The 25,885-nt window shown below is 41.7% G+C and carries 20 protein-coding genes and 1 pseudogene; 18 read left to right on the plus strand and 3 right to left on the minus strand.

The genetic code is table 11. The features are described 5' to 3' along the window. Window positions 1–11: 11 nt before the first annotated feature. The gene (locus QZR76_RS01415; RefSeq protein ID WP_294139731.1) at window positions 12–2,513 is read right to left on the minus strand and encodes an ATP-dependent Clp protease ATP-binding subunit; all 2,502 of its coding nucleotides are present in this window, start codon (window positions 2,511–2,513) and stop codon (window positions 12–14) included. Between the two features lie 77 nt (window positions 2,514–2,590). Then, a complete protein-coding gene (gene ligA / locus QZR76_RS01420) occupies window positions 2,591–5,113 on the minus strand; it encodes an NAD-dependent DNA ligase LigA (protein WP_294139733.1) in 2,523 nt (840 codons plus the stop codon). Window positions 5,114–5,320: 207 nt separating this feature from the next. Here ligA and QZR76_RS01425 point away from each other — a divergent pair, with 207 nt between their 5' ends. From QZR76_RS01425 to QZR76_RS01480, 12 genes are all read left to right on the plus strand, one after another. Next, window positions 5,321–8,320, plus strand: a complete 3,000-nt coding sequence (locus tag QZR76_RS01425) for a hypothetical protein (protein ID WP_294139734.1) — start codon at window positions 5,321–5,323, stop codon at window positions 8,318–8,320. An 80-nt stretch (window positions 8,321–8,400) separates the two neighbouring features. Then, on the plus strand, window positions 8,401–8,745 hold the full coding sequence (locus QZR76_RS01430; RefSeq protein ID WP_294139735.1) for a DRTGG domain-containing protein: 345 nt from the start codon (window positions 8,401–8,403) through the stop codon (window positions 8,743–8,745). A gap of 9 nt (window positions 8,746–8,754) precedes the next feature. Next, entirely contained in the window at window positions 8,755–9,171 is a 417-nt protein-coding gene (locus QZR76_RS01435; protein WP_294139736.1) for an anti-sigma regulatory factor, read from the plus strand. A gap of 21 nt (window positions 9,172–9,192) precedes the next feature. After that, window positions 9,193–10,536, plus strand: a complete 1,344-nt coding sequence (locus QZR76_RS01440) for a [Fe-Fe] hydrogenase large subunit C-terminal domain-containing protein (RefSeq protein WP_294139737.1) — start codon at window positions 9,193–9,195, stop codon at window positions 10,534–10,536. Window positions 10,537–10,554: 18 nt separating this feature from the next. After that, the gene (locus QZR76_RS01445; RefSeq protein WP_294139738.1) at window positions 10,555–10,890 is read left to right on the plus strand and encodes a DRTGG domain-containing protein; all 336 of its coding nucleotides are present in this window, start codon (window positions 10,555–10,557) and stop codon (window positions 10,888–10,890) included. 5 nt (window positions 10,891–10,895) lie between these two features. Further along, window positions 10,896–11,609: a PHP domain-containing protein gene (locus QZR76_RS01450; RefSeq protein ID WP_294139739.1), complete on the plus strand. Its 714-nt coding sequence runs from the start codon at window positions 10,896–10,898 to the stop codon at window positions 11,607–11,609. Window positions 11,610–11,890: 281 nt separating this feature from the next. Further along, the gene (locus tag QZR76_RS01455) at window positions 11,891–12,283 is read left to right on the plus strand and encodes a response regulator (protein WP_294139740.1); all 393 of its coding nucleotides are present in this window, start codon (window positions 11,891–11,893) and stop codon (window positions 12,281–12,283) included. A gap of 223 nt (window positions 12,284–12,506) precedes the next feature. Beyond that, window positions 12,507–13,064, plus strand: a complete 558-nt coding sequence (locus tag QZR76_RS01460; RefSeq protein ID WP_294139741.1) for an ATP-binding protein — start codon at window positions 12,507–12,509, stop codon at window positions 13,062–13,064. A gap of 9 nt (window positions 13,065–13,073) precedes the next feature. Then, window positions 13,074–13,463, plus strand: coding sequence for a (2Fe-2S) ferredoxin domain-containing protein (locus tag QZR76_RS01465; protein ID WP_286359426.1), 390 nt, complete (start codon window positions 13,074–13,076; stop codon window positions 13,461–13,463). A 74-nt stretch (window positions 13,464–13,537) separates the two neighbouring features. Beyond that, entirely contained in the window at window positions 13,538–15,328 is a 1,791-nt protein-coding gene (locus QZR76_RS01470) for an NADH-quinone oxidoreductase subunit NuoF (protein WP_294139742.1), read from the plus strand. A 61-nt stretch (window positions 15,329–15,389) separates the two neighbouring features. Further along, complete coding sequence (locus QZR76_RS01475; RefSeq protein WP_294139743.1) at window positions 15,390–17,162, plus strand: NADH-dependent [FeFe] hydrogenase, group A6; 1,773 nt, start codon at window positions 15,390–15,392, stop codon at window positions 17,160–17,162. A gap of 11 nt (window positions 17,163–17,173) precedes the next feature. Then, complete coding sequence (locus QZR76_RS01480) at window positions 17,174–17,650, plus strand: NAD(P)H-dependent oxidoreductase subunit E (protein WP_294139745.1); 477 nt, start codon at window positions 17,174–17,176, stop codon at window positions 17,648–17,650. 34 nt (window positions 17,651–17,684) lie between these two features. Here the strand turns inward: QZR76_RS01480 and QZR76_RS01485 are convergent, their stop codons facing one another. After that, the gene (locus QZR76_RS01485; protein WP_294139746.1) at window positions 17,685–18,812 is read right to left on the minus strand and encodes a response regulator; all 1,128 of its coding nucleotides are present in this window, start codon (window positions 18,810–18,812) and stop codon (window positions 17,685–17,687) included. A 257-nt stretch (window positions 18,813–19,069) separates the two neighbouring features. Here QZR76_RS01485 and QZR76_RS01490 point away from each other — a divergent pair, with 257 nt between their 5' ends. The 6 genes and pseudogenes from QZR76_RS01490 to QZR76_RS01515 all read left to right on the plus strand — a co-directional run bounded on the left by QZR76_RS01490 (window position 19,070) and on the right by QZR76_RS01515 (window position 25,883). Further along, the gene (locus tag QZR76_RS01490; protein WP_041502301.1) at window positions 19,070–19,435 is read left to right on the plus strand and encodes a response regulator transcription factor; all 366 of its coding nucleotides are present in this window, start codon (window positions 19,070–19,072) and stop codon (window positions 19,433–19,435) included. Between the two features lie 379 nt (window positions 19,436–19,814). Beyond that, window positions 19,815–20,590: pseudogene (locus tag QZR76_RS01495) on the plus strand (sugar transferase); the annotation flags it as partial. A gap of 16 nt (window positions 20,591–20,606) precedes the next feature. Then, window positions 20,607–21,341 (plus strand): TolC family protein, encoded by a 735-nt coding sequence (locus QZR76_RS01500; protein ID WP_294139747.1) that lies wholly within the window; start codon window positions 20,607–20,609, stop codon window positions 21,339–21,341. A gap of 7 nt (window positions 21,342–21,348) precedes the next feature. Beyond that, window positions 21,349–23,529 (plus strand): exopolysaccharide biosynthesis protein, encoded by a 2,181-nt coding sequence (locus QZR76_RS01505; protein ID WP_294139749.1) that lies wholly within the window; start codon window positions 21,349–21,351, stop codon window positions 23,527–23,529. After that, a complete protein-coding gene (locus tag QZR76_RS01510) occupies window positions 23,510–25,003 on the plus strand; it encodes an O-antigen ligase family protein (protein WP_294139751.1) in 1,494 nt (497 codons plus the stop codon). Before QZR76_RS01505 ends, QZR76_RS01510 begins: the two co-directional genes overlap by 20 nt. Then, complete coding sequence (locus QZR76_RS01515) at window positions 24,987–25,883, plus strand: glycosyltransferase family 2 protein (protein ID WP_294139753.1); 897 nt, start codon at window positions 24,987–24,989, stop codon at window positions 25,881–25,883. Before QZR76_RS01510 ends, QZR76_RS01515 begins: the two co-directional genes overlap by 17 nt. The last annotated feature ends 2 nt before the right edge of the window (window positions 25,884–25,885 follow it).

The raw sequence follows: 25,885 nt of genomic DNA on the forward strand, positions 1-25,885 counted from the left end.
AAGAGGCTTTTTCAAGCCTCTTTTTCATTTATAATAATTTTATCATTCTCTTTATCGTAATCTACCTGAAGCTCGCTCCCTTCCGGGATCCCCTTTATAATGACTTCCGCCAATTCATCTTCCAAGTATTTTTGTATCGCTCGTTTCAACGGACGTGCTCCATATTGAGGATCAAAACCTTTTTCGGTAATAAAATCTTTCGCTTCATTCGAAATGGAAATCTTCAAACCGAGATCACCTACCCGTTTAAACAAACCTTTCAATTCGATATCGATTATCTTATAGATATCTTCTTTCGACAAGGAATTAAACATGATAATATCATCAATACGATTCAAAAATTCCGGCGAAAAGGCATTCTTCAATGCTTTCTGCACGACTCCCCTCGCGTAGTCGCTATCCCCGGTCCGATCCTGTGATCCGAAACCGATTCCGCGACCAAAATCCTTCAATTGACGACTACCGATATTAGAAGTCATAATCACAATTGTATTTTTAAAATCGACCTTACGTCCCAAACTATCGGTCAATTGTCCGTCATCCAATAATTGCAAAAGGATATTGAACACGTCGGGATGGGCTTTTTCAATCTCATCCAACAACACGACAGAATAAGGTTTACGACGTACCTTTTCCGTCAACTGTCCGCCTTCCTCGTACCCGACATAACCCGGGGGAGCTCCGACAAGACGAGATACGGCAAACTTCTCCATATACTCACTCATATCGATACGAATCAGTGCGTCTTCGGAATCGAACAGATAACGGGCAAGTACTTTAGCCAATTGCGTTTTACCTACTCCGGTAGGCCCCAAAAAGATAAACGAACCGATCGGACGATTCGGATCTTTCAATCCGGCCCGGTTCCGATGAATCGCTTTCACGATTTTTTCAATAGCCTCCCGTTGTCCTACGACACTCTCGCATAGCTCGTCATGCATCTGCAGTAATTTCATGCCTTCTGTCTTGGCTATCCGTTTCACAGGTACTCCCGTCATCATAGCCACGACCTCAGCGACATCCTCTTCCGTCACCGTAATCCGGTTCTCATCCAATTCCTGCTGCCATTTATTTTTTTCATCCTCCAACAACTTCAACAGCTGTCGCTCCTTATCTCTAAAAGCAGCGGCAACCTCGAAATTCTGCTGTTTTACCGCATCCTTTTTCTTCTCCTTTACCTCTTCTATGGAAGTCTCTAATTCTTCTATAATCGGCGGAACATTAATATTAGCAATATGCACCCTCGATCCAGCCTCATCCATCGCATCTATCGCTTTATCCGGCAATGCCCGGTCGGATATGTAACGGGTCGTCAACTTCACACAAGCCTTTATCGCCTCATCCGTGTAACGAACATTATGATGATCCTCGTAACGGGATTTTATGTTATTCAAAATCTCTACGGTTTCATCAAATGAAGTCGCTTCTACCAATACTTTCTGGAAACGACGTTCCAAAGCTCCGTCTTTCTCTATATTCTGGCGATATTCATCCAGCGTCGTTGCCCCTATACATTGGATCTCTCCTCTGGCTAATGCCGGTTTCAACATATTGGCCGCATCCAAATTTCCTCCCGAACCTCCGGCCCCTACAATGGTATGAATTTCATCAATAAACAAAATAATATTTCTGTTCTTGGCTAATTCTGCCAATATAGCTTTCATCCGTTCTTCGAACTGTCCGCGGTATTTCGTACCGGCGACAATCGAAGCGATATCTAAAGCGATTACTCTTTTATCAAACAACACCCGGGAAACTTTCCGTTGTACGATCCGGATGGCCAAACCTTCTGCAATAGCCGATTTGCCGACCCCGGGATCTCCGATTAACACCGGGTTATTTTTCTTTCGACGACTCAGTATTTGAGCCAAACGCTCGATCTCCCGGTCACGTCCGACAATCGGATCCAACGTCCCCTCCTCTGCTGCCTTGGTAATATCGATACCGAAATTATCCAGAACGGGAGTATCCGATTTCACGGACGTCGAACCTCCCTGACGATAAGGATTATACATAGAAGAATCATCTTCGGAGTCTTCCGAATCATCTCCCTCTTCGTTATAGTCTGATTGCATACGCATTTTCTCTTTTAAGACAGCCTCTTTAAAAATGTCATAATCAATATTCATGCTTTTGAACAATTTTGTCACAAATCCCGCCTGATTCCTCAAAATGGCCAATACCACATGTTCGGATTCCAACTCTTCATCACCTAAATCCCATGCCTCTTCCACAACCCGTTTCAATACACTATTAGCCGCAAGTGTAAAATCAATATCGGTTACATTTTCCGATTTATAACGTTTTCCACCGAGCCGTTGTTCTATCCTATCCTTCACCTCATAAAAATCCAATCCCAAGGATATTAATATATCAATTGCCCGACCGCTTCTCAACCTCAACAAACCCAGAAATAAGTGCTCCGGGTAAATCTTAGAGTTACCCAAACGTCTTGCTTCTTCTCCTGCAGAGGTCATTATCTGTTTTAATCGTCTTGTTTCTTCTCTTCCCATAATTCTTGTCGTTTCCCGACTTTTATTAATTAACGTAAAGATAATACTTTTATACCAGAAATATCATGTATCTCTCATTATTCACTTTTTATTATCTTATTAAACTCTTCTTCAGACAAAATAGTTACATTTAATTTCTCTGCTTTTTTTAATTTGCTTCCGGCACTCTCTCCGGCCAAGAGATAAGTTGTCTTCGAAGACACTGAATCACTTACCTTTCCACCCGCTTTTAAGATCAAAGTCTTAAAATGCTCTCTGGGTAAAGAAAGAGTACCCGTGATCACAAAAGTCATTCCGGCAAGGATATCACTCTCCCCCTCTTCTCCACGGATCTCTCCCCGTATACCCCGTTGAAGGAAACGGGCCATCATCGCCCTGTTTTCCGGTTTTTCAAAATAACGTTGTACGCTCCGGGCCATCTGTTCTCCGATATCCTCGACTTCTATCAACTGCTCGTAAGAAGCATCCATGATCGCCTGCAACGATTTAAAATGACGAGCCAGATTCCGGGAAGCACTTTCTCCTATATAACGAATTCCCAAAGCATTAATAAAATCAGGCAAATCCGCTTCTTTTGATTTCTCAATCCCGGTAATCAAATTATCTACCGACTTCTCCTGCAAACGATAGACCCTTAAGGTATTCAACTTACGGACAAATTTCTCTTTTCCTTGCAGGAACAGGTGTATCCGCAAGGCCTCCTCTTCACTTATCCCCTCTACTGCCGCAATTTCTCGCTCAGAGGCTGTCGCCAATCGATAGAGATAATCAAATTCAACCGCCAACCACTCTGCCTTATGACGATCTATTCCCGGAATATCCAAGGCGTAAATCACCTGATTCAAAGGAATCATATCCACCTCCCCCGCTTCTTTCAATCGCTCTAACACCTCGTTAAAAGGCATACGAAAATAATCCACTATTTTATTCACGCTCTTTCTCCGATCTCCAGTAAACTGTAATTTATCAATCGCCAGTAATTCTTCCCCGGAAGCTTCGCTATACGCCTTTAAACTACCGAAATGTTCCGCCAACACCTCCGCATTTTTTACCGATATGTTTTTTATTCCTATTTCAAAAGCATAAATAACCTTGGATAAAGGAATACTATTCATCACATAACTTTCAGGATAAATGATTTTTTCCATTCCGATCAACTCTTGCCGATGGGCTGGCAACTCATAGATGTCCGAAACGTCCCGGATCCACCCTTTACTCAATAATAGTTCGATAGTCTCTCCCCCCATCCCCTCTATATCCATTGCTTTACGACTCACAAAATGTTCGATTTTTCCCGCTATTTGAGGAGGACAATGATCTTCATTCGGACAATAATGATTGGCCTCCCCCTCGTGCCTTATCAACTCCGTACCGCATTCCGGACAATGAGTAATAAATTGAACGACAGGAGCGTTTTCCTCTCGTTTGGCCTTATCGACACCGACAATTTTAGGTATAATCTCTCCCCCTTTTTCCACGTAAACCCAATCGTGAAGATGTAAATCCAATTCCCGTATAATATCTTCATTATGTAAAGAAGCCCTTTTTACGGTTGTTCCGGCAATATGCACCGGAGCCAAATTAGCTACCGGCGTAATGGAACCGGTACGCCCCACCTGGTATACCACATCTATTAACCGGGTTTCCACCCGTTCCGCCTTGTATTTAAAGGCAATAGCCCAACGGGGAGACTTTGCCGTATATCCCAGTTGCAATTGCTGACGAATGCTATTCACTTTTATCACGATTCCGTCTATAGGTACCGGTAAGGTTTTACGTCCCTCGTCCCATCTTCTGATAAAACTTAAAATCTCGTCTACATTCCGACAAATCTCTATATTCGTGGGAATTTTAAATCCCCATTCTCTGGCCTTCTGTAAATTACCGTAATGAGTCGGAGCAGGAGTATCATCCCCGGGTATATAATACAAATAACAATCCAATTGACGTTTAGCCACGATAGAAGAATTCTGTAGTTTCAAGGTTCCGGCAGCTGCATTTCGCGGATTGGCAAACAAGGCTTCTCCCGCTTCTGTCCGCTCCTCGTTCAAACGGTTGAAAACAGTAAACGGCATCAATATTTCTCCCCGTATCTCAAACTCCTTCGGGTAATCATCTCCCTGTAATCGCAAGGGGATCGTACGAATTGTCCGCACATTCGCCGTAACATCATCTCCCTTCTCTCCATCCCCGCGCGTAACGGCAACTTTCAAATTCCCGTCCTCGTATCGTAAACTAATGGATGTTCCATCGTATTTCAACTCACACACGTACTCTACCTCCTCATTTCCAAGTCCCTTACGAACCCTCTCGTCAAAATCCCGTATTTCCTGTTCGCTATAGGTATTGGCCAAAGACATCATACCGTACTTATGGGGTACTTGAACAAACTCATTCGTGGAATCGTTGCCCACGCGCTGAGTCGGAGAATTCGGATCGTACCATTCCGGATGCTTGGCTTCCAAAGCCTCCAACTCGTGCATATATTCATCGAATTCCATGTCAGAAATCTGAGGAGCATTTTTTACATAATAGAGATAATTATAATACTCCAATAATTTCCTTAGCTCTGCTATTCTTTCTTTTTCTACATTCTCCATATATTCCTCTGTTACAATTCATTTAGGAAACAACCAACCCTGATTCCAATTTTATCCGTTTATCTTCTCCCCGTGTCCCAAACCCTACAAACCCATTGTACGTAAGTTCGTTCACAAAGATAATTTATCTGGATGTAGAAAATATTAAAATAAAAATATATTTTAGCGCATCTGTATCATTTTACAAACCGGTTGAAATTTACAAACATGAGATGTCACCCTGCTTCGAAGCCATTATTTATCTGTATATTAGCATTTTTACTTTCCACTTTCACGTTATCGACGGTAAAGGCTCAATTTGTCGACTTAGGACAAGATCCGTGTTTCACCCGCTGGCGTCAAATTAAAACCGATGAATTTCAAATTATATACCCCGATTTCTTTGAAGAACAAGCTCAATATCTGGCTAATATATATGCCAAACTATATGCACACAGTAACTCATTAGGCGTAAAAGCCAAAAAAATATCCATGATCGTACGGGCCAACGGAGGAATATCAAACGGAAATGCCGGATGGGCTCCTAAAAAGAGTGAACTATACACGACTCCCCCTCAAAGCTCCGACGACAACTGGTTGGAACATCTTTGCGTACATGAATTTCGTCACGTCGTACAATACGATAAGGTAAATCAAGGATTCAGCAAAGCGCTTTATTATATTTTCGGGGAACAAATTACAATGGCCATTATCGGAATTTACATCCCGATGTGGTACCTCGAAGGAGATGCTACTGATTTTGAAACCTCTATCGGGACAAACGGCAGAGGACGATCTCCGGAATTTTTAAATGAAATGAAAGCCCAGATTGTAGAAAAGGGACTTTACACTTACTATAAAGCCGTATTGGGTTCATTGCAGGATTTCGTTCCGGATCGTTATACGATGGGGTATTTTATGGTCGGGAACAGCCGGGTTCATTACGGAAACAGCATCTGGCAAGATGCTCTCACGAGAGTCGGGAAACGTCCGTATGGAATTACTCCGTTTGCCAAGAGTTTGAAAATAACCTTAAAACAGAAGAGGGACTCTCTATGGGATATTCCTCGTTTCCGCTCTTTCTTCGTCAATCCGGACAGTGTGAAACAGGCAAATACTTATTGCGATGCCAAACGTACCCTTTACCGGGATAACTTTAGCGAACTACAACAAATATGGAAACGGGAAGCCGATAGTATACAGAATCACTTCGATACGCTTGATACCCGGAATCCGGTTTATGCCAATTACCACTACCCGACTCCCACGGAACAAGGCGAAATCATCGCCTACAAACAAGGCTTGGGACAAGCAGGAGCTTTTGTTGAACTAAAGTCTGGAGAAGAATCGATTCTCGTACGCCCGGGAGTATTGTACGATTATAAATTTGCCTACAATCAACATCAACTGGTATGGTCGGAATATAAACCGAATCTTCGCTGGCAGCACGGAGGAAGAATGGTTTTAGCCAGCTTCGACATGCAAAAACGGAAATACACGCGACACCCGGCGACTTTCAACCGGTTTGCCCCTTTTGCCGTCGGTAAAAACTGGGGATTCGTGGAAGTCAATAAAGAAAATCAGTCTTCGATTGTCATCACGGATCATACATTTAAAAAAGAGATATTCCGTTTAAAAGGAAAAGAACAGGAACTTTTCGTTCACCCTTCCTTCGACGGCAAGGAAAGCATTTTAACGGTGGTCGTTTCACCTTCCGGAAAAAGATTAGAACGGATCAATCTGAAGGATGGAAAAAGAGAACCCGTTACACCGGAAACAACTTACGAATTAGACAATCCGATCGACCTCGAAGGAGAGACTATTTACCGGGCGGCATTCAACGGCAATAACTCCTTCTACCGGCAAAAAGACTCTTTATACTTCGGGGAAAACATCTTAAACGGTCGTTTTGGAATCCGTTATCCTTCTCTCTCTCCACAAAAAGACACGCTTTACTTTTCGTTCTATACGGCAGACGGCTATAAACCGGGGAAAATAGCACTACAACAGCTAAAGGGAACGGCCATCCAATCCAAAAGTTTTCCATTAGCTCAGGAATTAACCCGCCTGGAAAACTGGAAATATAAATTCACACGGGATTCCGTTTACAGAAGCAAGAAATACAACAAAGCCCTTCACCTGTTCAATTTTCATAGCTGGGGTCCGATTTTTCCGGATAAAGATGAAATGGATATCGACTTCGGCATCGCTGTCAGTTCTCAAAATAAATTAAGTACACTATTTCTTACGGCAGGCTATGTACGAGGACGAGACTATCCCCACGGTAACTGGCAGATCAAAGCTACCTATAAAGGATTCTGGCCCGTTTTCCAGATTGAATTCAAAAGCGGAAGACAAGACGATTATATGACGAACATAGATTACCATGCCACGAACCTGATCACCCGTAAACCAGACACCGTTCTCATATACAATACCAATCGATACACCCAACTAAATACGGTCGTACAATTTCCATTTACATTGAATGTCAAAAACTATCTCAGAACTTTAACTCCTTATGTTAAATACGAATTAAAAACCCTGCATCAGAACAGAATAAAAGAATTCGGCTCCGTATACGACTTCAAAAAAAATCTCTGGCAAATTGCCAATCCTAACGACTATCAATTTAAGAATCCAGATAGAACACTGCAAATCATGCAATACGGTATTATATTTTACAACCAAACCCGTATGAGCGAACGCGATGTAAACCCTCGTTGGGGACAACGGTTAGAGGCCGGTTTCGCTCATACTCCTTTTGAAAACCTGAATTACGGAAATACCTGGTGGGGGGAAGGCAGATTTTACCTGCCGGGATTTGCCCTGCATCATTCATTTTACGCTTACTTAGCGCATCAGGAAAAATCAAACATAAATAATTATTTCAGTAATGAAATCCTCTCTCCGAGAGGTATGACACTCAGAGGCTACCGGTTGTCCACCCTTCATTCCGGTTACAAAATGCCCATTTGTTATCCGGACGCACACGTAGGTCCCGTTTTATACATGAAACGCCTGACTACAGGGGTATTCTTCGATGCAGGAAAAGAAAAAAACAGACTACGTTCAAAATTTTTCTATTCCTATGGAATCGAAGCAACCGTGGATACCCATTTTTTCCGCCTGCCATTCCCGGTTAATCTGGGTTTCAGGACAGGTTACGAGACTAAAAAACAATCCATGTTTTTCGACGTTCTGTTTTCCGTGGCATTGACCATCTGAATAATTTTCCCCAAGCTCTGATTCGGATTCTTGTTTTTCTGAAATATTCTCATTATTTTAGGAACGTGTAAAAAAAGCCCATGACCCTACAAGAGATTGTTATTTTATTGCAAGCCGAGGTGATATATGAAAATCATCACCTCGATAAAATGATTAAGCACGCCTTTGCTGCTGATCTCATGAGTGACGTACTACGTCTGGATACCAGTGAAATGATCCTGATTACGGGATTAGCTAATCTTCAGGTCTTACGGACGGCAGAAATGTCAGATATCTGTTTTATCCTTTTTGTTCGGGGTAAGCAGGTTACTCCCGAAATGGTCGAATTAGCCAGAGAGAGTAACATCGCTTTACTCCAATGCAAACAGAGTATGTTTAAAGTATGCGGTGAATTATATGCTGCCGGTTTAGAACCTATTTATTAATCCGAAAAAATGGAGTTTAATTACAATATCGAAGGGGGAAATTTTTCCAAAGCAGGGCAAGCCTCTAGTGAAGTAAAAAAGATTCTCAAGCAACTAAACATCGATGCAATGCTGATCAAACGCATTGTCGTCGCACTATACGAAGCGGAAGTGAATGTCGTGGCTCATGCCTACGAGGGTATGATGAAAGTAGCCGTTAATCCTGAATATATCGAGGTAATCATTAGCGACAAAGGGCCGGGTATTCCCGATATTTCCCTGGCCATGCAAGAAGGCTATTCGACCGCTTCCCCGAAAGTACGGGAGATGGGATTCGGGGCAGGAATGGGATTACCCAATATGAAAAAGAACTGCGATAAACTGGAGATCGAATCCAAAGTAAACGAAGGAACAAAAGTAACGATGACCACGTATTTTTCAAACTAAAACGGAACATTCGAAGTAAATATGGAACCTTTCTACCATGCCTTAAAAGTTGCGTCTCAAGCGTGTATCGGATGTACTCATTGCATGAGTCTATGTCCGACACAAGCGATACGTATCAGGCACGGGAAGGCAAGTATATACGAAGCAGCTTGTGTAGATTGCGGTATGTGTCTGAAATCCTGTCCCCAACATGCCATTATCGTGGAACAGGATGATTTCAATCAGATTTTCAATTTTAAACACCGGGTCATTTTACTTCCCACCGTCTTATTCGGACAATTTTCCGAAGATATCACGGAAGAACAGATTTTTTCGGAACTACATGATATGGGATTTACTTATGTACTGGAAGTTGCACAAACATCCGGTATTTTGACAGAAGCAACCCGGGACTACATGAAAAACAACAGTCATCTAAGACCGTTCATATCCAGTTTTTGTCCGGCTATCGTCCGGTTGATTCAGGTCAGGTTCCCTTCACTAATAGGGCATATCGTCCGTTTAAAACAAGCCATGGATTTAGCGGCCATCTATGCCCGGCAGAAATTAATCGATCAGGGTATTCCTAACGAGGAGATCGGAATTTTCTACGTTACCCCTTGCGCTGCCAAAATCGCAGCCGTAAAATCTCCCGTGGGAGAAGAGGGATCCGCTGTAAACGGAGTTATTAACATTGACTTTATTTACAACAAGATACAATTAGGTATCACTCAACACAAGAATCAACCGCTCATTCCCGTCCCGGAACAAACTTACTTATCACCGGAAGCCATTGCCTGGACTCTTACTGAAGGCGAAGCTTCCCGTTTTGACGGACGCTGCCTCGCTATTGACGAAATTCATAATGTCATCGATATTCTCGAGAAACTGGAAAATGACGAAATCACGGACATTGATTTTCTTGAATTACGGGCTTGCGACCACTCTTGCGCGGGAGGAGCTCTTGTCATAAACAATCGTTTCTTAACGATAGAGCGTTTACGTAAGCGCATGAGGACAAGCGAAATGCAAAATCGGACCAGTCCGGACGATATACAACAATACAGGTCTTTTCTATACAAACTCATGCCCCTCACGGGTAAGATTCCTCCCCGTTCCATCGAAAAACTGGACGAAGACATGCTCGTAGCCATGGAAAAAATGGAAAAGATCAACCGAATCATGGAGTTCATTCCTAAAATAGATTGTGGAGCTTGCGGAGCTCCCTCCTGCCAAACCCTTGCCCGAGACGTCGTTCAGGGGAAAGCCAAATTGAACCAGTGCGTGTTTATGCAAAAAATTCTTTGTAAAGAGGATTTAATGACCCCGGAAGAATCCCTCGACATTTCAGAAAAAACCTGGGGGAAGAAAAGATTTGAATCATAATTAATCGAATATAAAATCATGACCGTACAAGAACTTATAACCAAACTAAACCTTACTCTTTGTAGTGGAGCTTCCGGTACAAACCGGGAAATTAAAGGAGGATATACATCCGATCTGTTAAGCGACGTCATGGGTAACGCCCGGGAAGGGGACATATGGGTTACTCTTCAAACCCATAAAAACATTATGGCTATCGCCTCCTTAAAAGAGATTGCCGCCATCATACTCGTGAAAGGACGTACCCCCGAACAAGATACGGCAGCAGAGAGCGATTCCGAAGGAATTCCAATCCTGTCCACATCTTTGGAGACCTTTGAAATCACGGGAGAATTATACAAAACCATTAAAGGCTAAAATCCATGATATTCCGGGCCGATTTACATATACATACCGTACTCTCCCCTTGTGGGGACCTGGATATGAGTCCCCGGAATATTATTGCCACGGCTAAACAAAAAAAATTAGACATCATCGGTATTACCGACCACAATTCCACCAGACAGGCTACCGTTATCCAGGAAAAGGCCCAAAAAGAAGGAATCTTTGTTCTTACGGGAGTAGAGATCTCAACCCGGGAAGAGGCTCATTGTTTAGCTTTCTTCCCTACCGGGGAACGACTCGGCGAATTCCAACTTTTTTTAGACCGACACCTCCCCTATATTCAAAATAACCCGGAAAAATTCGGCTATCAAGTAGTAGTCGACTGGGAAGATCAAATTTTATACGAAGAAGAACGCCTGCTAATTTCCGCTCTGGATCTGCCGATCGAAAATATAGAACATGAAGTACATCGGTTAGAGGGTATCTTTATTCCCGCCCACATTGACAAAAGCTGTTTCAGTATTATTTCTCAATTGGGATTTATTCCTCCCGACCTACAAGTGGAAGCCTTGGAACTCAGTCCTCACACGACCAAAGAAGCATTTTTAAAAAACAATACTTACCTTCAGAATTATGCCTTTATTCGTTCCTCCGATGCCCATTATACCAATGACATCGGTAAGGTATACACGGAACTATCCCTTTCATCTCTCTCTTTTGAATCTATTAATCAAGCGATTAGATCCCTATAAATCCTCCTTAAATGTTTTTTGAAAAAACTACAAAATAAAGAATGGAATCAGGGGAAATAATATATTTTATATACATAATTATCACAGAATCAACTTCATCTATCTATCAATAAACGAACGTTTTATGATTTTGGCTATTTAGAAAGGGACAAAATAGGCTTTAATGTGCTTTATTATTGATTTATAATTTTTTAAAATAAATCAATATAGCATATTTTTCGAATAAAATCCGTATATTTACGCCATCATAAAACGTTCATTTTTTTAAATTGAGTAGAAGAATGACAGGAAAGGAAAATGATCATATTAATCCATCCAAAACAATACTTATTGCCGAAGACAACGAAAGTAATTTTCTTCTTTTAGATACGATTCTAAGAAAAGAATACTCTATTGTTCGTGCCCGGGACGGGGTGGAAGCGATCCAAAAATTCAAATCTCATTTTCCGGATCTTATTTTAATGGATATCAAAATGCCTCAAATGGACGGCTTAGAAGCCACCCGCGAAATACGAGAAGCAAATTCAGATATTCCAATTATAGCCGTAAGTGCTTTCGCCTTTCCCCAAGACAGAGAGGCGGCAGAGGCAGCGGGATGTTCCGACTACATTGTAAAACCTATCAATTGCGCCCTCTTGAAACAACTCCTCCAATATTACCTTTTTCCAGATTAAATTATCCCACTCATTTTTATTTGTGTGGTAGCCTAGTGAACAAAGGTTTAAAAACTTTATTAGAAACAATCTATATAACAAAGGTTGACATCATGTCAGTTGTTTATTGCGATATTTCTACTATATTTGAGACGAATTATTTTCAATTGAAAGTTTATTTTGAAAATAACCGTAAATTTATAAGTGGAAGGTGCGATTTCCCTCACATTTAGAAGTGACGAAGATGCAGGATTTATCAGCTCATATTATGGACATTGCCCAAAATTCGGTGCGGGCAGAGGCCACAAAAATAGAAATTGATATTGAAGAAAATATCAAAAAAGACCTCTTTAGCATCACGATAAAGGACAATGGATGCGGTATGGATAAAGAAACATTGGCTCGGGTAACGGATCCATTTTTCACGAGTAGAACCGTTCGAAAAGTAGGATTGGGTATTCCCTTGTTAAAACAAAATGCAGAGCAAACCGGAGGTTCGTTAACCATTCGTTCTCATAAAGGAGAAGGCACAACCATTCAGGCTATTTTCTCTCACTCCCATCTGGATCGTCCTCCCGTCGGTAATATAGCCAATACGATCGTTCTACTTGTAGCATCGAATCCGGACATCCATTTTGTCTATCACCATGTCACAGAAAAAGGGACATATCTTTTTGACTCAAAAGAGGTGAAAGATTATTTGGAAGGTGTTCCTATTAATGACCCGGAGATCATACTTGCTCTACAGCAAATGATAGAAGAGAACTTAAAAGAGATAACTTATACAACAAATAAACCTTAATCATTAACTATGGAGAAGATAAAATCATTAGCAGATCTTAAACGTATCAAAGAAAACGTTCAGGCTAAAATCGACCTTCGTGAAAAAAGCGAACAAGCAGATAACCTGATTCAGATAAAAATAGCCATGGCTACGTGCGGGATTGCAGCCGGAAGTAAGGAAACCATGAATTATTTTATCGAAAATTTAGAAAAAAACGGGATTGCGGCTGTTGTGACACAAACCGGTTGTATGGGATACTGTTACGCGGAACCGACCATCGAAATCACAAAACCCGGTAAGGAGCCGATCGTTTTTGGTCATGTAACCCCGGAAAAAGCAGAAGAAATCATTCAGAAATATTTAAAGAACGACGAACTCGTGGAGGGAATAATTCCCGTTAATTATAACACGATTTAATCGTTGCAACCCGATTATAATCTGTCGAGTTGTGTTGAAAACAAGAAAATTAACCCTAACAAAACCTTATATCTATGAGTTATAAAATGCATGTTCTCGTATGCGGTGGGACCGGATGTAGAGCATCCGCCAGTCAACACATTATCGGGAAACTGGAAGAGTGCCTGAAAGATAAAAACCTCGAAGATGAAGTTCAGGTCATTGCGACAGGCTGTTTCGGTTTCTGCGAAAAAGGCCCTATCGTAAAAATCATGCCGGACAATACTTTTTACGTTCAGGTAAAGCCGGAGGATGCCGAGGAAATTGTGAATGAACATATTATCAAAGGACGTAAAGTCGAGCGTTTACTCTATAAAGATCCGGAGAAAAAAAGTGCCGTAAGTGATTCCAAGCACATGGGATTCTATAAAAAGCAACTCCGTATCGCCTTACGTAACTGTGGCTTTATCAATCCTGAAAATATCGAAGAATATATTGCTCGTGACGGGTATGCTGCATTGGCAAAATGCCTGACGGAAATGACCCCTCAAGAGGTGATCAGCGAAATGAAACTTTCCGGCCTACGGGGAAGAGGCGGCGGCGGATTTCCTACCGGTATGAAATGGGAATTTGCCAGCAAATACCAGGCAGATCAAAAATACGTGGTATGTAATGCCGACGAAGGAGATCCGGGGGCATTTATGGATCGGTCCATTATGGAAGGAGACCCTCACTCTATCGTGGAAGCCATGGCCATTTGCGGTTACAGTATCGGTGCTACAAAAGGATTGGTTTATATTCGTGCCGAATATCCACTGGCTATCAACAGATTGAAAACGGCTATCAAACAAGCTGAAGAGTATGGACTCTTAGGACAACACATCTTAGGAACCGACTTCCATTTTTCCATCGAATTACGATACGGAGCAGGAGCCTTCGTCTGCGGAGAAGAGACGGCCCTGATCCATTCCATGGAAGGACAACGCGGTGAACCGACGATGAAACCGCCTTTCCCGGCAGAAGCAGGTTACCTGAAACGTCCCACGAACGTAAATAACGTGGAAACATTGGCCAATGTTCCGGTCATTATCACGAAAGGTGCGAATTGGTTTAACAAGATTGGAACAGAACGTTCCAAAGGAACAAAAGTATTTGCCTTAGCCGGTAAAATCAATAACGTCGGTCTGATTGAAGTTCCCATGGGAACAACTTTACGGGAAGTCATCTACGAAATCGGAGGTGGCATCAAAAACGGCAAGAAATTCAAAGCAGTCCAAACCGGTGGTCCTTCCGGCGGTTGCCTGACGGAAAAACACTTAGACGTGCCTATTGATTTCGACAACCTGTTGGCCTCGGGTTCCATGATGGGTTCCGGAGGAATGATCGTTATGGATGAAGACGATTGTATGGTTGCCGTTGCGAAATTCTACCTGGATTTCACCGTAGAGGAATCTTGTGGAAAATGTACTCCGTGTCGGGTAGGAAACAGACGACTTTACGAGCTACTGGATAAGATCACCAAGGGACAAGGAACCATGGAAGATCTCGATACGCTGAAAAACCTTAGCCGAGTAATCAAGGATACGGCTCTTTGCGGTCTGGGACAAACCTCCCCGAATCCGGTACTTTCGACTATCGACAATTTCTACGATGAATACATCGCTCACATTAAGGACAAAAAATGTCCGGCCGGTAAATGTAAAGATTTGCTGACCTACCACATCGATCCCGAGTTATGTATCGGATGCGGACTCTGTGCACGAAATTGCCCGGTTGACGCGATTGTCGGCGAAAGAAAAGAGGTACACTTTATCAACACGGCCAAATGCATCAAATGCGGTGCCTGTATGGAGAAATGTAAATTCAAAGCCGTAAGCACGAGATAAGACTTTTCTCCTAAAATAGGAGAAAGGTGGAAAGCTAAAATTTCACGATTAAGATTTTAACATGGAAAACAATATAACATTAAAAATAGATAACCGGGAGGTAAGTGTCCCCAAAGGCACTACTATTCTGGAAGCCGCACGAGGAATGGGAATCGATATTCCAACCCTCTGCTACATGAACCTGAAAGACCTGTGTATCCAAAACATTCCGGCTTCTTGCCGTATATGTGTGGTAGAAGTGGAAGGTAGAAAAAACTTGGCTCCCTCTTGTGCCACCAAGTGCGAAAACGGCATGAACGTACGTACGAATACGATCCGCGTTCTGAACGCCCGTCGCGTTGTTCTCGAATTGATGCTATCCGATCATCCTTCAGACTGCTTGGTTTGTCCGAAGTCCGGGAAATGCGATTTACAGACCATTGCCATTAAATTAGGTATCCGCGAAATTCCTTTCGCCGGCGCCCAAACCACTTATAGGGTGGACGAATCTCCTTCCATCCGCCGGGACATGAGTAAATGTATCTATTGCCGCCGGTGCGAAACCATGTGTAACGAAGTACAAACCGTCGGTGCACTTAGTGCGGCAAACCGGGGCTTCGGTTCCGTCGTTATGCCGGCCTTCGATCAGAATCTGAAAGATTCCGAATGTACTTTCTGTGGACAATGTGTTGCCGTTTGCCCCGTGGGTGCTCTAACGGAAATAGATCACACGAATCGTTTGATTCGGGATCTGTCTAATCCGGAAAAGACCGTGATCGTACAAACAGCTCCTGCCGTGCGGGCCGCCTTAGGAGAAGAGTTCGGATTACCGGCCGGCACATCCGTTACCGGAAAAATGGTTGCAGCCTTACGTCAATTAGGCTTTGCCAAAGTATTCGATACCGATTTTGCCGCCGACTTGACCATTATGGAGGAAGGAACCGAACTATTAAGCCGTCTTGGAGCCTTTTTGAACGGAGACAAGAATGTCAAATTGCCGATCATCACTTCTTGTTGTCCGGGATGGGTCAATTTCTTCGAAAACCAGTTCCCGGATCTTTTGGACATGCCTTCGAGCGCCCGATCTCCACAACAAATGTTCGGAGCCGTAGCCAAAAGCTACTGGGCCGAAAAGATGGGTATAAAGAGAGAAGACCTGATTGTCGTATCCGTCATGCCTTGTTTAGCCAAAAAATTCGAATGCGAGAGGGACGAATTTAAAACGGACGGAGACCCGGATGTAAACTACTCCATCTCTACCAGAGAATTAGCCGCCTTGGTCAAACAAACCAATATCGATTTCATGCAACTCGAGGACGAAGAGTTTGATTCGCCTCTTGGAGAATCAACCGGAGCTGCCGTTATTTTCGGAGCGTCGGGAGGTGTTATGGAAGCCGCTTTACGTACAGCCTACGAAATACACACGGGAAAAACTCTCGATAACGTTAACTTCGAAGACGTTAGAGGTATCAGCAACTTGAAAGAAGCGACCATCGACGTAGACGGTTTCGAGCTGAAGGTAGCCGTTGCCCATGGCCTCGGGAATGCTCGTAAATTAATGAACGAGATTCGAGCAGGAAAATCTCCGTACCACGCCATCGAAATCATGGCTTGCCCTGGCGGTTGCATCGGCGGAGGCGGCCAACCGCTTCACCACGGAGACTCTTCTCTATTGAAAGCCCGTACAAAAGCCCTTTACCAGGAAGATGAGGCAAAACATTTACGCAAATCTCACGAGAATCCTTATATTATCTCTCTTTATGAAGAATACTTAGGAAAACCGATGAGCGAAAAGGCACATCATCTTTTACATACATGTTACTTCAACAGAAGTAAAGAAATTACTGAACAATAAAAGAACGGAATATGACAAAGATAACATTAGCCAAATGTAAGGTGGACGAATTGGTTCAACTATGCGAAAGACATGGTAATCAACCCGGAGAATTGATCAACATCCTGCACGAAGCACAAGAGCTTCACGGGTATCTACCCAGGGAAGTACAGGAGATCATCGCCCGGCAACTAAGCATTCCTGTAGCCAAAGTATACGGAGTGGTAACGTTCTATTCCTTCTTCACGATGACTCCGAAAGGAGAACATCCGATTTCAGTATGTATGGGAACAGCCTGTTACGTGAGAGGAGCCGAAAAAGTACTGGATGAATTCAAACGGATTCTAAAAATTGACGTAGGCGAAACAACTCCGGATGGAAAATTCTCCCTCTCCAGCTTACGCTGTGTAGGGGCCTGTGGACTTGCTCCAGTCGTTCTGATCGGGGAAAAAGTTTACGGACGAGTTACTCCGGCAGAAGTCGAAAAGATTTTGAAAGAGTTCAACTAAAATAAAAAGAGTGCTTCGATGAAGCACTCTTTTTTTATTCGTTCTTTAACGGTAAAGAGAAACTGAAACTCGATCCCTGGCCGTATACGGATTCAAACCAAAGGCGTCCTTTATTCTTCGTCACGAAATCTTTACACAGTAAAAGTCCCAATCCAGACCCCTCTTCGCTATTTGTTCCGAAAGTGGTAAAATGAGTCGCCGCATTCAATAATTTAGGCTGATCTTCCTCTTTTATACCACATCCTTTATCCGATACGGTTACGATAACCTCCTCCCCTTCTACTTTCAAATTTACCGTTACCGTCGTATCTTTATTACTAAACTTTATCGCGTTGGATATTAAATTGCGCACAACGGATTTAATCATTTCGATGTCCACACACACATTTATTGCCTCCCGATCGTTATGAAGTTCCAATTGAATACCTTTACTCTCGGCTATAGGACTAAACACTTCCACAACGCCTTGTGCCAACCCGATAATTTCCACATCCTGAGGCAATAACGACAATTTCCCCAACTGGCTTTTGGTCCACTTCAGTAAATTATCCAATAACGAGAATACCTCTTCGGCCGTCTTATTCGTCATCTCCAGCATTTCAAACACGTCAGAGGTCAACGAATTGGGCTCAATGGTCATCATGATCATATTACATAACATTTTCATAGAAGCCATAGGAGAACGCAAATCATGAGCGATCACGGAATAAAGCTTATCCCGTCCCTCTATCGTTTTACGCAATTCCTCCGTTTGTCTTAAAATGATGCGTCGGGACTCTACTAATAACAATTGATGTTGCACACGTATCAACAACTCCTCTCTTCGGAAAGGCTTGGAGATAAAATCACTCGCTCCCAATTGAAATCCTTTGACCACACTGGCCGAATCATTCAAGGCCGTGAGAAAAATAATCGGGATCTCTGCATATTCCGGCTCAACTTTCAGACGCCCGGCAACCTCAAAACCGTCCATGTCAGGCATCATCACATCCAATAACAACAAATCGGGCCGCTCTTTTTTTACCACTTCCAATGCCTCCGCACCATTCATCGCAAAAACGATATTAAATCCTTCCCGCCCTAATAGAGCTTTAAGTAGTAAAACATTTGATTGCACGTCATCTACAATGAGTATTTTATATTCCGAAGGCGTCAGGTTCATATAGTATCACAATTTAATTTTAGCACGATTAAGCTTTTACAAAAATACAAACTAATCACATATATTCAAATCTGTATTCTATTATTCTTTCTGGCAAATTTATTTTTATTAACCCACTAATTGACTATCATTTATAAAAAAAAAGATTTATTTCCTCATTTTTCACACAAAAAAAAGAGAAGAACAATATATTTAAATGAAAATATGGCTATCTTGCATTAATATCGTATATTTGCAAGTTACTAAAATGCATGCCTATGGACAAAACTATTCTGATCGTTGATGACAAGCCGGAAATTGCGAAGGTGATCATGTATCAGTTATCGAAAGATTATAATGTACACTCTGTTAATAACCCTATACAAGCTTTTAATTGGATGCACGAAGGAAATATTCCCGATTTAATTATTTCCGACGTGTATATGCCAGAAATGGACGGTCATACTTTTTTGAAGAAACTAAAGAGTAGCGAGATGTTCAGTTTCATTCCCGTCATCATTTTATCCAGTATGGAAAGTACGAATGACCGTATCGGATTATTAGAGGATGGGGCTTCTGATTTTGTTTTGAAACCATTTAATCCACAAGAGCTTAAAATAAGAGTAAGGAATTTATTAAGATAGGACTATGTTTGCTTACTATATTGGTATTAATCCCCAATGGAGCGAATACATTCAATCGAAATTGAATGTAGCATTGACTGTTTTAGAAAATCCTATTCGGCTCTTTCTACATCTGTCAAAGCAAAAAGACGCAAATGAAGAACCTTCCTATATTTTTATAGAATCGAAAAAAGAACGGGACTTCTTGTGGTTAAACCATATTCAAAACGGTAATTTAAAAAATACTTATCTTATCGTCGTGACCGACAAAATAGATAAAAAGGATATTCCTCAGTATCTTAAAGCCGGAGCGCATGAGATGATAAGCATACATGTCGGTAAGGAAAACTTACAGGACATATTAATGCTATTACCCCAATTGAAACAATACTCGACCGATAAAAGAGAGAGAGTAAACGTTTTCAACTTCCGCTATGGAAACGGATATTCGACATTGTATTCTCTCTTTTAGCCTTACTTTTTTTATCCCCGCTTCTACTTCTTACGATGCTGGCGATTCGTTTGGAGAGTAAAGGATCTATCGTGTATAAATCCAAGCGGGTCGGAAGTAATTACGATATTTTCAATTTTTTGAAATTCCGTTCCATGTATATAGATGCAGACAAACGACTTAAAGAATTTGAGGCTCTGAATCAATACAGGGAAGAAAATTCTTCACAGAAAGCCGAAACAAAACATGAAATAGAAACCCCTCAACATATCTCTGAAAACGAACCTATTTTTGTGGCCGATGATTTTGTCACGACAGAACGCGATCTTTTACAAAATCGGCATAAAAAGCAAAAAAATGCATTCGTAAAATACGAGAACGACCCCCGCATTACCAAAGTGGGTCGCATCATTCGAAAGTACAGTATCGACGAACTTCCTCAATTGATAAACATCCTAAAAGGAGATATGTCTATTGTAGGAAATCGTCCGCTCCCCCTCTACGAAGCAGAACTTCTCACTTCCGATGATTACATCGAGCGATTTATGGCCCCCGCCGGTTTAACGGGGTTATGGCAAGTCGAAAAAAGAGGTGATCAAGGCGCTCTCTCCGCAGAAGAACGAAAACAATTAGACATCAAATATGCCCGTCATTTCTCGTTTTGGATGGATATCCAAATCATATTCAAAACATTCACGGCATTCATACAGAAAGAAAATGTATAACCTTTTAGTAAACCATATGAAAAAATATATTCTTAGCATCGTTCTGTTCATAAGTTTAGGAATACCTTATGCAGAAGCACAAAACACCACGGTTCTGACATTCATGCCGGACGACTATTTAAATTTCCACCTTCCTCCTTTGGATACGTTATTCAGGAATGTCGAAAAGAATCCCAGGATAACCCAGACAGAGACATTGGTCGAGACCGAAAAAAACAAATTAAAAACAGAAAAAAGAAAATGGCTTTCTTTCTTCAATATAAGAACCGGATATACTTATGGAGTTCTCGGGAACTACACCTCTTTCTCCGATGAGAATACACCTCTAATGACAACTTATAGCGGTAATGCCCAGAGCAGCTGGTCCGTAGGCGCTTCTCTGGCCATTCCCTTAAATATATTATTCAATATGCGTACGGATGTAAAGACTCAAAAAGCAAGGGTCTATTCATCCGAACTGAATAGAGATATCGCACTCGATGAATTAAAAGGACAGATCATCGAGCTCTATTCCAGCATTCTATCGGGACTAAACATCATAAAATCAAAAATAGAAGTTCTTAATTTTGCCAAGGCTCAGTATGAAATAGATGAAAAAGATTTCAGACTCGGAAAAACCACATCGAGTGTTTTGGCAAAAAGTAAGGCGACTCAAAATGAAGCCTACGAAGCATATGAATCTTTCCGGGCTCAGTTAAACACACAAATCCTCAAATTAGAAATTATTTCTCACACGAAACTAATTAAATAATTACGTTATGGACTACATACTATATATCGTAAAATTCATATATAAACTTAGGTTTTGGTTGACTATCGTCCCCTTGTTGGTAGCACTTATCGTTTTCTTGCAAACGGCCAATATGGCTCGTAATTATACGGTGAACAGCACCATATACACGGGTGTTATTTCCGGATTTAATATTTTATCCGAAAACCAAAATCAAACCAGTGCGGCAATCTCGAATAGTATCATGGACAACCTGTTCAATATTATTCATTCCGATCATACCTTGAAAGAAGTATCGTTAAGGTTGTACGCCCGTAGCATGATCAACGGTAATCCGCAACAAGACAATATGTATATCAAAGCGGTTAACTACCGGAAAATCTACAACCACGCTCCCCAGTACATACGGGACCTGATTGTTAAAGACAGCCCGAACGATTCCATCAATGAGGCAAGAACTCTCGAGAACCTGCATAAGTTTGAGAAAGCAGACCCCAAAAACTACGTGTACGGCATCTACAACTGGAACCTGGAATATTATAACCGGACCTCATTAAAAAACATATCAGCCAGAAGAGACGGAAAGAGTGATATGTTGGAACTCTCTTATTCCGCTACCGATCCCGGTTTGACTTATCAAACCTTAAAAATCTTATGCGATGAATTTATAAAACAATACCAAGATTTACGTTTTGGAGAAACCAATGACGTTATAAAATATTTCGAAGGAGAATTAGCCAGATACAGCAGACTTCTAAAGCAAGCGGAAGACTCGCTGACGGATTACAGTATCGCAAAACGGGTCATTAATTACGATGAGGAAACCAAACAGGTCTCCATATTGAATTCCGATTACGATATCAAATACTGGGAATTTCAGTTAGCTCATAGCAGTACGCAAAAATTAATTCAGGAGTTAGAGAGAAGACTGAAAGATCAAGCGGAAGTCTTTCGAAATAATTCCCAATTCATCAGTACCCTGAATAAAATTTCGACCCTATATACTCAAATCAGTCAAAAAGAGTTATTCAGCAATGATTCTCTCGCATCGCAAAAAACAGCTCCGATAAAAAAGGATCTTCAAAAAACAGAGGATGAATTTTACGATCTGTTGAAACATTACGGAGAGCATAAATACACCAAAGAAGGTATTGCCAATGAAGAAATCCTCCAGCAATGGTTAGGACAAGTCATTCTATTGGAAAAGACCAAAGCGGAATTGGAGGTAATGAAAGACCGGAAAAAAGACCTTGATAACAAGTATGTCTACTTTTCGCCTATCGGTTCCACGTTAAAAAGAAAAGAGCGTAATATCAATATCATAGAGGCTCAATATATGGCTATACTGAATGCATTGAATGCAGCCAGGTTAAGGCAAAAAAGCTTGCAAATGACCTCAGCGACCTTAAAGATCATTAATCCTCCCGAATTTCCTCTCTACCCGGAAGAATCCAAGAGAAAAAAGATCGTAGCCATCGCTTTTGCCATCACGTTTATTTTCATCCTGGGCTTCTTTATATTGGTTGAATTCCTGGATCGTACGTTGCATAACAGTTTCAGAACAAAACGAATCACGGGAGGGGATGTATTGGGAGCCTATACCCGACACTTCAGTTTCCAGCACCGGAAATACAATACCATATACCAGACGTTAGAAACAAAGGCATTAAGTAATTCCATCCTTACTTACTTAAAACCGGATAGTAATAATATCGTTAATATCCTAAGTACGGCACACGCCGACGGGAAGAGTTTCGTATCTGACCAATTATTCGAGTATTGGAACTCGTTAGGAATGGACGTCAAACAACTTTCATGGCATAGCGATTTCGACCTGGAGAATGAAGAATTATTAAATTCTTTACTCAGATCAGGCATTCATAACAAACCGGAAAAAATGACCATTATTCTTGTAGAATATCCGCCGTTGGAAGAATCCTCCGTCACGCAAAAACTCCTGCAAGACGTAAGCCTCAATTTATTGGTTGTCAATTCCAGACGCACCTGGAAGAACACGGATCAGGCTTTATATACCCGGTTGAAAGAGCTATCCGGCAGTATTCCTCTGTTCTTTATCCTGAATCACACGAAACGCAATACGGCAGAAGAGTTCACCGGCTTATTACCGCCCTATACATTCTGGAGAAAGTTATTATATAGATTGTCACAACTCGGTTTAACGGCTATCGATGAACGTAAAAAACAGTAATATGTCTCTTTGGAACAGATTCATCAATTTCATGGCCTCCCAGGGATATTTATATATCGGATTACTGTTAGGTATCATCATCATATATAAATTGATTCTCCTGAAAGGGATCATGATGGCTACTCTGTTCGCCTGCCTACCGATTCTTTTGCTTGCTTTGGGATGGTTTATAAAAAACCCTTCCCATAGCTTCATTGCCCTGTACGTATTGAATTACGTAATCATGGGCATCAACCGTTATGTCCCTCTAAAAAGCGGATTAATCATGACCTCACTCACGCTGGCTTTAATGGTTCTTCTGCTTTTAAGAAACAATTACCAGGCGTTGGGTTTTGCCAAAGCAAAGAACAGCCTGACCTTTTTGTGGAGTATCTGGCTAATATATTGTCTTTTCGAAGTGTTCAATCCCAGTGCCATGTTTGAGCCCTGGTCCATCGCTTTCACGACCTATGCTTTGTATCCTTTTGTTATGGCCATCTGTATACCTTCTCTTTTTCCTAAATACCACCATTTGAAACTCATGTTGATGCTCTTGGCGTTTCTTACTTTATTGGCTTCAGCAAAAGGTTACTGGCAACGAAACAGAGGATTTGACCGCGCCGAATTATACTGGTTATACGTGGGAGGAGGTGCGTCTACCCATCTGATATATACCGGCGTACGTTATTTCTCCTTTTTCCCGGATGCGGCCAATTTCGGTACAGGAATGGGATTTGCCATGATTGTTTTCGGGATCTCTGCCGCATACGTGAAAAACAAGTGGCTAAAAATTTATTTCGCCATCGCAGCCTTGGCCGGAGGTTACGGAATGTTGATCGCCGGGACAAGAAGTGCCATGGCCGTTCCTTTTGCCGGAATCACGTGCTTTGCCGTTCTGAGTAAGAATTATAAAGGTGCACTGACAGGCATATTGATACTGATTGCCGCCTATTTCTTTTTTAACTATACCAATATAGGGAACGATAACGGTTTGATCCGGCGCATGAGAACCGCCTTCAATTTTAACGATGCTTCTTTTCAAGTCCGGAAAAAAAATCAGGAACAATTGAAAACTTATATGGCCTCCCACCCTTTCGGGGTCGGACTCGGCCTGGGAGGAGGAAAAGCCAAACGATTCAAGCCCAAAGCCTTTATTTCTCAGGTCCCTACCGACTCCTGGTTGGTAATGACTTGGGTCGAAACCGGAATCATCGGATTAATTCTATACATGGGGATCATCATGGCAATACTTGCCAGAAGTGCCTATATCATCATGTTTAAACTTAAAAATAAAGAGTTAAAAGGGGTATGCTCCGCTCTTTTGAGCGGTATATTCGGTATGGTAGTTTCTTCCTACGGCAACGAAGTCTTAAGCTATCCTAACGGTATGATCGTATTTACCGCTATGGCATTTATATACATGTCGAGATATTACGACAAAGAACTTGAACAAACTGACAACAAACAACTTACGCCTCATGAACAACCAGCTTAATATATCGATTATAACCGTAAATTACAACGGGATGAGAGATACTTGCGAGCTTATTGAGTCTCTTCATCGATATGTTTCCGTCTCACACGAAATCATTGTTGTGGATAACGGGTCCAAGTCGAATGAGGCGAGTCTATTACAGGAGAAATATCCCTGGATTGTTACAATCCGTAGTCAGCACAACCTGGGTTTTGCAGGAGGTAATAATTTAGGCATTCGACAAGCCAAAGGAAAATATATATTCTTACTTAATAACGATACTTATGTCACGGAAGACACCTTCGGCTTTTTGCTTGAAGCTATCGAGAAAAAGAAGGAGATCGGTGCAGTATCCCCTAAAATTAAATTTGCATTTCCACCACAAAATATTCAGTTTGCAGGTTATACTCCGTTGTCCCGTATCAGTTTACGCAACCAATTGATCGGTTTCGGACAGCCGGATAAGGATATCTACAACAGAGCAATCCCTACACCTTTTCTACATGGAGCCGCTCTTTTATTTAAAAGGGAAATCCTCGAGAAAGTAGGATATCTTCCGGATATCTATTTTCTCTATTACGAAGAATTGGATTGGTGTACCCAGATCACCCGTCATGGCTACGAATTATGGTATGAACCTCGTTGTACGGTTTTTCATAAAGAGAGTCAAAGTACCGGACAAAACAGTCCGTTGCGCACATTCTATTTGACCCGGAACAGACTTCTGTACGCGTGGAGAAATCGGAAAGGAGGATACCGGCTTTTAGCTATCCTTTATCAACTATTCATTGCCGCCCCTAAAAATACAGTAATCTATTTATTGCATGGTCGGCTAAAACTCATTCACGCGACAGGCAAAGGGATAGCAGCATTTTTCACATTAAAACATAAATTGGCATAGCT

The sequence above is a fragment of the uncultured Sanguibacteroides sp. genome, assembly GCF_900543425.1.
Classification (GTDB): Bacteria; Bacteroidota; Bacteroidia; order Bacteroidales; family Marinifilaceae; genus Gabonibacter.

Bases quoted from the DNA above. Each gene is read 5' to 3' on its own strand.
- QZR76_RS01430 (WP_294139735.1), top strand. From the start codon at position 8,401: ATGACCCTACAAGAGATTGTTATTTTATTGCAAGCCGAGGTGATATAT.
- QZR76_RS01460 (WP_294139741.1), top strand. From the start codon at position 12,507: ATGCAGGATTTATCAGCTCATATTATGGACATTGCCCAAAATTCGGTG.
- QZR76_RS01435 (WP_294139736.1), top strand. From the start codon at position 8,755: ATGGAGTTTAATTACAATATCGAAGGGGGAAATTTTTCCAAAGCAGGG.
- QZR76_RS01445 (WP_294139738.1), top strand. From the start codon at position 10,555: ATGACCGTACAAGAACTTATAACCAAACTAAACCTTACTCTTTGTAGT.
- QZR76_RS01440 (WP_294139737.1), top strand. From the start codon at position 9,193: ATGGAACCTTTCTACCATGCCTTAAAAGTTGCGTCTCAAGCGTGTATC.
- QZR76_RS01505 (WP_294139749.1), top strand. From the start codon at position 21,349: ATGGACTACATACTATATATCGTAAAATTCATATATAAACTTAGGTTT.
- QZR76_RS01465 (WP_286359426.1), top strand. From the start codon at position 13,074: ATGGAGAAGATAAAATCATTAGCAGATCTTAAACGTATCAAAGAAAAC.
- QZR76_RS01490 (WP_041502301.1), top strand. From the start codon at position 19,070: ATGGACAAAACTATTCTGATCGTTGATGACAAGCCGGAAATTGCGAAG.
- QZR76_RS01470 (WP_294139742.1), top strand. From the start codon at position 13,538: ATGAGTTATAAAATGCATGTTCTCGTATGCGGTGGGACCGGATGTAGA.
- QZR76_RS01485 (WP_294139746.1), bottom strand. From the start codon at position 18,812: ATGAACCTGACGCCTTCGGAATATAAAATACTCATTGTAGATGACGTG.
- QZR76_RS01455 (WP_294139740.1), top strand. From the start codon at position 11,891: ATGACAGGAAAGGAAAATGATCATATTAATCCATCCAAAACAATACTT.
- QZR76_RS01475 (WP_294139743.1), top strand. From the start codon at position 15,390: ATGGAAAACAATATAACATTAAAAATAGATAACCGGGAGGTAAGTGTC.
- QZR76_RS01500 (WP_294139747.1), top strand. From the start codon at position 20,607: ATGAAAAAATATATTCTTAGCATCGTTCTGTTCATAAGTTTAGGAATA.
- QZR76_RS01425 (WP_294139734.1), top strand. From the start codon at position 5,321: ATGAGATGTCACCCTGCTTCGAAGCCATTATTTATCTGTATATTAGCA.
- QZR76_RS01515 (WP_294139753.1), top strand. From the start codon at position 24,987: ATGAACAACCAGCTTAATATATCGATTATAACCGTAAATTACAACGGG.
- QZR76_RS01480 (WP_294139745.1), top strand. From the start codon at position 17,174: ATGACAAAGATAACATTAGCCAAATGTAAGGTGGACGAATTGGTTCAA.
- QZR76_RS01415 (WP_294139731.1), bottom strand. From the start codon at position 2,513: ATGGGAAGAGAAGAAACAAGACGATTAAAACAGATAATGACCTCTGCA.
- QZR76_RS01510 (WP_294139751.1), top strand. From the start codon at position 23,510: ATGAACGTAAAAAACAGTAATATGTCTCTTTGGAACAGATTCATCAAT.
- ligA (WP_294139733.1), bottom strand. From the start codon at position 5,113: ATGGAGAATGTAGAAAAAGAAAGAATAGCAGAGCTAAGGAAATTATTG.
- QZR76_RS01450 (WP_294139739.1), top strand. From the start codon at position 10,896: ATGATATTCCGGGCCGATTTACATATACATACCGTACTCTCCCCTTGT.